This window comes from Cupriavidus sp. 05N38 (assembly GCF_056397345.1).
The window spans coordinates 37,759-44,573 of record NZ_JBFTNF010000084.1 but is presented as its reverse complement, the minus strand read 5'-3'; the positions used below and the strand labels follow the sequence as shown (position 1 = coordinate 44,573).

Here is a 6,815-nt window from a genome sequence, read left to right as displayed (position 1 = left end):
GCTCACGCCGTAGTGCAGGCAGGCGCGCTCGCCCTTGTGGCCGGTGCGCGCGGGACGGTGGCGGTCCGGCAGGCGCGCGACGGCGCCGGCGGTGCGCGCCACCTCGTGCGCGCCGTGCGGCGTGCGCGCCTGCTGGTGCCAGCCCGCCGCGCCCAGCAGCAGGCCCAGGCTCCAGATGGCGCCGCGGTGCGTATTGACGCCGCCGGTGGCGCGCATCATCGCCGCCTCGGCCTCGCGGCCAAGCGCGCCCAGCTGCTCGCGCAGCGCCACGCCGGGCTGCGCGGCCTGCAGGCCGGCCGYGGCCATGGCCGCGAAGGCGGGATGCAGCGCCCGCGCGGAGCGGCACATCAGCGCGAGGCTCAGGTCGTCATGGGCGCCGTTGCCGCGGCTGTCCACCAGGCCGGGCTTGGGCGACAGCGCGGCCTCGTCGATCAGCGCGGCCACGGCGAGGTCGGCCAGCCGCACGGCGGCGGGAGAGAAGCCGGCATCGACGGGCAGCAGCAGCGCGGGGCTCGCCATCACCAGCTCCTGAAGCGTGCCGGCGGCTCGTACAGCCCGCCGGACCAGTCGACCAGGTCGGCCATGCTCTTGGCCGCCAGCAGCGAGCGTGTCGCCTGGCTGCGCTGCACGCCCAGGTCTTCGGGCAGCGCGATCAGGCCATCGCTGCGCATGCGTCGCGTGGTGCTGGTTTCGTGGCGCAGGCCGATGGGCGTGACGCCGGCCACCGCGGCCAGCATGGCGCGGCGTTCCTCGATCGAGCGTGCCTTGTAGAGATAGGCGATGCCTTCCTCGGTCAGCACGTGCGTGACGTCGTCGCCGTAGATCATCACCGGGGCGAGCGGCATGCCGCTGTCCTTCGCCACCTGCACCGCATCGAGCGATTCGACGAAGGTCGGCTTGCCGCCGGCCTGGAAGGTCTCCACCATCTGCACCACCAGCTTGCGGCCGCGCGCGAGCGGGTCGTCAGTCTCGATCAGGTCCAGCCACGCGGGCGTGGGATGGCGCCGGCCGCCCGGGTTGTGGCCCATGTTGGGAGCGCCGCCAAAGCCGGAGAGGCGCCCGCGCGTGACGGTGGACGAGTGGCCGTCGCCGTCGATCTGCAGCGTCGAGCCGATGAACAGGTCCACCGCATACTGGCCGGCCAGCTGGCAGAAGGCACGGTTGGAGCGCAGCGAACCGTCGGCGCCGGTGAAGAACACGTCGGGCCTGGCGGCCACGTAGTTCTCCATGCCGAGTTCGCTGCCGAAACTGTGCACGCTTTCGACCCAGCCGGATTCGATGGCGGGAATCAGCGACGGGTGCGGATTCAGCGTCCAGTACTTGCAGATCTTGCCCTTGAGGCCGAGCGACTCGCCATAGGTGGGCAGGATCAGTTCGATGGCGGCGGTATTGAAGCCGATGCCGTGGTTGAGCGACTGGACCTTGTGGCGCTCATACACGCCGCGGATCGCCATCATCGCCATCAGCACGTGCACCGGCTTGATCARGCGCGGRTCGCGCGTGAACAGCGGCTCGCAGAAGAAAGGCTTGTCGGCCTGCACCACGTAGTCGATCCATGAACCGGGTATGTCCACGCGCGGCAGGCCGGCGGGGTCGTCCACGATCTCGTTGACCTGGGCCACCACGATGCCGTCGCGGAAGGTGGCGGCTTCCACCAGCGCCGGCGTGTCCTCGGTGCTGGCGCCGGTGTAGAGGTTGCCGTCCCGGTCGGCCTTGAAGCCGGCGATCAGCACGAGGTTGGGCGTGAGGTCCACGTAGAGCCGCGCGTACAGCTCGATATAGGTGTGGATGGCGCCCACCTCGAGCTGGCCGTCCTCGAGGAACTGCGAGATGCGCAGGCTCTGCGCGCCGGCGAAGGCAAAGTCCAGCTTGTGCGCGATGCCGCGCTCGAACAGGTCGAGATGCTCCACCCGGCTTACGCTCGGGATGATCATGTGCAGCCCGTTTACCTTGGCCGGGTTCACTTCGGCCAGCGAGCGAGAGAGGAAATCGGCCTGCTTCTGGTTGTTGCCTTCGAGCACCACGCGGTCGCCCGGGGCGGTGATGGCTTCGAGAAAGGGGACGATATCGGCGGTCGGTACGACCTTGCCGCCGGCAAAGGCGGCACCGCGTGCGAGGCGCCGGTGCTTTTCGCTGCGGCGGGTGTCCCACTGGCGTTCGGTGGAGGGGTTCGGCATTGCGTCTCCGGTGTGCTTGATGCGGTGGATGAGACCAAGATACGCAGCGCGCGCACCGTAAGCAATGACGCTGCGCGCGGCATCGTTACTCCAGGTGTAAGTGTTGACTGGCAGACATGCACGGCTGGCGCGCCCTGCGCCGGGAGGACGGCACGCCACTGCGCGCTCGCGCTGCGCCGGCCTGCCTGCGGCCGGTTCACGGCCGATTCGTGGCCGGCCCGTGGCCCGCGCGCGCTCTGCGGCGTGACAACGCAAGCGCGGGTGGCCCGCCGTTAATCTGAAGCTAACGATTCACACGCGGCCTTGATTGATGCGCCGCGTCAGCTTGCCTAGATTGATTCCATACCGGGCCATCCACGGGTGCAGGGCATGCACCCGGCCACCGGCACACCAGCCGTCCCCGCCGCGGGGCGACCGGCAAACTGACAAACGGCCTGCGTGCGGATATGCCGACAGGCCATCAGGAGACAACACCATGATCATCTACGGAACCGCCTTGCTGGCGGTCTGCCATCTCGTCGGCCTCTACCTGGGCGAATTGCTGGGCATCGCGATCGGCGTGAAGGCCAATGTCGGCGGCGTGGGCATCGCCATGCTGCTGCTGATCTCGATACGGCTCTACCTGCACGGGCGCGGCCTGCTGCCCAAGGAGACCGAGGCCGGCGTGGGCTTCTGGGGGGCGATGTATATCCCGGTGGTCGTGGCGATGGCGGCCCAGCAGAACGTGGTCGCCGCCCTGCGCGGGGGACCCGTGGCGCTGATCGCGGCATTCGGCGCGGTGCTGGTGTCGGCCTGCTGCATCGCCGTGCTGAGCCGCACCGGGGACCACGCGCCGCTACCGCCCGTGCAGTCGCCCGACGCAACCCCCAGCCCCGCAGCGCACTAAGGAGTAGACCATCATGCCGCACTCTTTTTCCCATCTGCTCCAGAACGTCCTGCTGCAAAACGGCCTGGTCACGGCCTTCGCCGCGGTCGGCATCATCATGTGGCTGTCTTCGCGGCTGTCGCGCTGGCTGACCTTCGGGCGCATCCATGGCTCGGCCATCGCCATCGTGATCGGCCTGGTGCTCGCCTACTACGGCGGCATCGTGACCGGCAAGGAGAAGGGCCTGGCCGATATCACGCTGTTTTCCGGCATCGGCCTGATGGGCGGCGCCATGCTGCGCGATTTCGCCATCGTCGCCACCGCCTTCGAAGTGCAGGTGACGGAAGCCCGCAAGGCAGGGCTGGTGGGCGCGGTCTCGCTGCTGCTGGGCACCATCCTGCCGTTTATCGTGGGTGCCGCCGTGGCGCGCGCCTTCGGCTACAGCGACGCGGTCAGCATGACCACCATCGGCGCCGGCGCGGTGACCTACATCGTGGGTCCGGTCACCGGCGCGGCGCTCGGCGCCAGTTCCGACGTGATCGCGCTGAGCATCGCCACCGGGCTGATCAAGGCGATCATCGTGATGGTGGGCACGCCCATGGCGGCAGGCTTCCTGGGCTTGAACAATCCGCGCGCTGCCATGGTGTTCGGCGGGCTGGCGGGTACCGTCAGCGGTGTCTCGGCCGGCCTTGCCGCGACCGACCGCCGCCTGGTGCCCTATGGTGCGCTGGTGGCCACTTTCCATACCGGGCTGGGCTGCCTGCTGGGGCCGTCGCTGCTGTTCCTGGCGACCAAGGCGCTGGTGGGGTAGGTGGCGGCGGCCCGCCGCCCGCGTCATCTCCGGCGGGGGCGCCGGGATGAGGCGGGCGGTGTCGCTTGTGCGGGCCGGCAGGCTATGGCCGCACGATCAGCTGATGGTGTGCGCTCATTCTTGTCCGGCGATGCCGCGCAGCAGCGCGGGTATCGGCTTCAGCGGGCCCAGCAGGGAAGGGTCGATGCCGTACTGGCGATCGATGGTTGCGGACACATCCTGATAGTCGATGTGCGTGGCGTGCTGTTCGTCTTCCCAGATCACTGCCCTGAGCGGAAGCTCGAGCGCCGCGTGCGGGTTTGCCGCCATGACCGGCGTGCCCGCCTTGGGGTTGCCGAACAACAGCAGGCGGGTGGGCCGCAAGGTCATCCCGGCGCCCGCCGCCGCCGCGCTCTGGTCGATGTCGGCAAACAGGGTCACGCCGCGTGCCGCCAGCGTGTCCTTGAAGCGCGCTATCGTGGTCTGGAAATCGTAGCGGCTTTGCAGGGTGAGTACCGCGGCCGGATGGCCTGCGGACGGTTCGGCGTGAGCGGTCATGGCAGATGTCATCCAGAAAGCGGTCAGAAGGGTCGTGCGCAGGGCGCGCGCCACGGCGCCTGCATTTCGTCGGTCTGGCATTCGGTCACTCCGGGCCTATCGATGGCTGGAGTCTAGGGCTGCCCGCCAGCGGTGTTGATGCCTGGCAGGCTCGATAACATGCCCGTTCGTCTCAAGTTGGCGGCCCGTGCCGGCGCAGACCAGGAAGTCGGGCCAGGGCAGCCTTGCCCTGGCCGCCGGGCGGGGCCGTCCAGGCGGGCCCGCCCGGCGGCGTCATGCCTCCCGGCGCATCGCCAGGCGGCACACCGCCGCCAGCGCCAGCAGGTTCGGATCGCGCTCGCGGCGGCGCAGGAAGCTCAGGCCGATGGTCTGGCGCAAGCGGTACTGCGAGGACAGCGGGATCAGCACTACCTTGTGCGGCAGCACGTCGCGCACGCGCCCCGGCAACAGGGCGTAGCCCACGCCGCCGCTGACCAGGTTCATCAGCGAGAAGATATCGCCCACCTTCATCACTACGTTGGGCGTGAAGTCGGCGATGCGGAAGGCCTCCAGGAAGCCCTGGAACGTGACGAAGCCTTCGCTGAGCGAGACGAAGGATTCGTCGCGGCAGGCGCGCAGGTCGATCGACGCCTGCCGCGCGTAGGCCGAATCGGCCGGCGCCGCGAAGTAGATCTCGTCCTCGAACAAGGGGATGGATTCGATATCCGGATCGGGCTCGGGCATGGCCATCAGCGCGGCGTCGATGCCACCCTGCTTGAGCTTGAACAGCAGGTCGGCGTTGGAGCCCAGCACCAGCTCGGCCTGCAGCGCGGGCCGCCGCACCTTGATGCCGATCACCACCTCCGGCACGGTACGGATCGTCAGCGAATAGAGCGAGCCGATCTTGAGGTGATCTGCCGAATACCCGGCGGCCTCGCGCGTGGAGCGGATGCCGTCTGACATGGTCTTGATCACCTCGGTGGCCACCTCGGCCAGCACGTGCGCGGCCTCGGTGGGCAGCAGGTTGCGGCCCTCGTGGCGGAACAGCGCGCAGCACATGCCCTCCTCGAGCGAGTGCAGCGCACGGTGCACGCTGACGGTGCTCACGTCCAGCGCCTCGGCGGCCTTGGCCAGGTTGCCGGCCTCCATGTAGGCGAGCAGGACTTCGAGCTTGCGGAAGGTGATTTCTTCGTTGATGCGGTTTCGCATAGGGAGGCGGCCTTGCTGCGTGCGGTGGCGACGAACGGACCATGATAACCAGATTCGCGCCGGGCCACGCCAGCCGGCGGCGGATCGCTCGCGCGCCTGCCGTCCGGCCGGGGCAGGGCGTCGCCGTCGTCGGGCGCGTGCAGCAGGGCCGGCGTGCCGGTGGTGCCGCCGGGCCGTTCCCGCTTCAGCGCGGCGTCATGCGTACTGCGCCGTCGAGACGGATGGTTTCGCCGTTGAGCATGGCGTTCTCGAGGATGTGCAAATGGTGTGTCCGATGCCGGAGGGCGGGGCGTCAGGACGCCTGGCGCCCCGCCAGGCCGCTCAGTTGCCTGTGAACACCGGCGTGCGCTTCTCCAGGAACGCGGCCACCGCCTCCTTGTGATCCGCGGTCTGGTGGGACAGCGCCTGGAATCCCGCCGACAGTTCCAGCAAGGTATCCAGCCGCGTGTGCATTGCCTCGCGCATCAGGCGCTTGGCCAGCCGCACCGCGTGCGGCGGGTTGGCGGCAATGCGCCCGGCCAGTTCGTTGGCGGCCGGCAGCAGCTGCTCCGCGGGCACCACGCGCGAGACCAGGTTCCATTCCAGGGCCTGGCGGGCGTCGATGGCCTGGCCGGTGAAGGTGAGTTCGGCCGCGCGCGACAGGCCGATGATGCGCGGCAGCAGCCAGGCGCCGCCGTCGCCGGGGATGATGCCGAGCTTGACGAAGCTCTCGGCGAACCGGGCCTGCTCGGAGGCGATGCGCAGATCGCACATGCAGGCCAGGTCCAGGCCCGCGCCCATGGCCGCGCCGTTGACGGCGGCGATCACCGGCACCTCCAGGTTGAACAGCGCCAGCGGCAGGCGCTGGATGCCGCAGCGGTAGTCCTGGCGGATCTCCATGCCGGGCACCTGGCCCGAGGCCTGGCGTTCCATGTCGCGGATATTGCCGCCCGACGAAAACGCGGTGCCGGCCCCGGTAATGATCACGGCACGCACGCTGCCGTCACGGTGGATGCGCTCGATGGCCGCCAGGAAGTCGTCCACGGCGGTGTTGCCGGTGAGCGGGTTGCGACGCTCTGGATCGTTCATGGTCAGCGTCACGATATGGCCCTGTTGCTCGTAGCGCAGGAAGCTGGTCATGCGGGTCTCCTTGTTCTTTTTTCTGTGTTGCCTCGATGCGGCGGCGCCGCTCACGCGTTCGATGGCCGGCTCTATTACAAAAGGCTAAGGGCGCGCGTCAACACGTGTCCAATATTAA

The 6,815-nt window shown here is 69.0% G+C and carries 7 protein-coding genes; 2 read left to right on the top strand and 5 right to left on the bottom strand.

The features are described from left to right. On the bottom strand, nucleotides 1-519 hold a 519-nt coding region (locus AC1DK4_RS36220), incomplete at its 3' end, for a triphosphoribosyl-dephospho-CoA synthase (RefSeq protein ID WP_477132123.1). Beyond that, the gene (mdcA, locus tag AC1DK4_RS36215) at nucleotides 519-2,177 is read right to left on the bottom strand and encodes a malonate decarboxylase subunit alpha (protein ID WP_441622866.1); all 1,659 of its coding nucleotides are present in this window, start codon (nucleotides 2,175-2,177) and stop codon (nucleotides 519-521) included. The genes mdcA and AC1DK4_RS36220, both read right to left, overlap by 1 nt. A 475-nt stretch (nucleotides 2,178-2,652) precedes the next feature. Here mdcA and madL point away from each other — a divergent pair, with 475 nt between their 5' ends. Both madL and madM read left to right on the top strand, forming a co-directional pair. Further along, nucleotides 2,653-3,063, top strand: a complete 411-nt coding sequence (madL, locus tag AC1DK4_RS36210; RefSeq protein WP_441622864.1) for a malonate transporter subunit MadL — start codon at nucleotides 2,653-2,655, stop codon at nucleotides 3,061-3,063. Nucleotides 3,064-3,076: 13 nt separating this feature from the next. Continuing rightward, nucleotides 3,077-3,853: a malonate transporter subunit MadM gene (gene madM, locus AC1DK4_RS36205; RefSeq protein ID WP_441622862.1), complete on the top strand. Its 777-nt coding sequence runs from the start codon at nucleotides 3,077-3,079 to the stop codon at nucleotides 3,851-3,853. Nucleotides 3,854-3,967: 114 nt separating this feature from the next. Here the strand turns inward: madM and AC1DK4_RS36200 are convergent, their stop codons facing one another. The 3 genes from AC1DK4_RS36200 to AC1DK4_RS36190 all read right to left on the bottom strand — a co-directional run bounded on the left by AC1DK4_RS36200 (nucleotide 3,968) and on the right by AC1DK4_RS36190 (nucleotide 6,697). Then, a complete protein-coding gene (locus AC1DK4_RS36200; protein ID WP_441622860.1) occupies nucleotides 3,968-4,444 on the bottom strand; it encodes a DUF302 domain-containing protein in 477 nt (158 codons plus the stop codon). Nucleotides 4,445-4,663: 219 nt separating this feature from the next. Then, nucleotides 4,664-5,578: a LysR family transcriptional regulator gene (locus AC1DK4_RS36195; RefSeq protein ID WP_441622858.1), complete on the bottom strand. Its 915-nt coding sequence runs from the start codon at nucleotides 5,576-5,578 to the stop codon at nucleotides 4,664-4,666. A gap of 321 nt (nucleotides 5,579-5,899) precedes the next feature. Continuing rightward, complete coding sequence (locus AC1DK4_RS36190; RefSeq protein ID WP_441622856.1) at nucleotides 5,900-6,697, bottom strand: crotonase/enoyl-CoA hydratase family protein; 798 nt, start codon at nucleotides 6,695-6,697, stop codon at nucleotides 5,900-5,902. Nucleotides 6,698-6,815 lie beyond the last annotated feature (118 nt).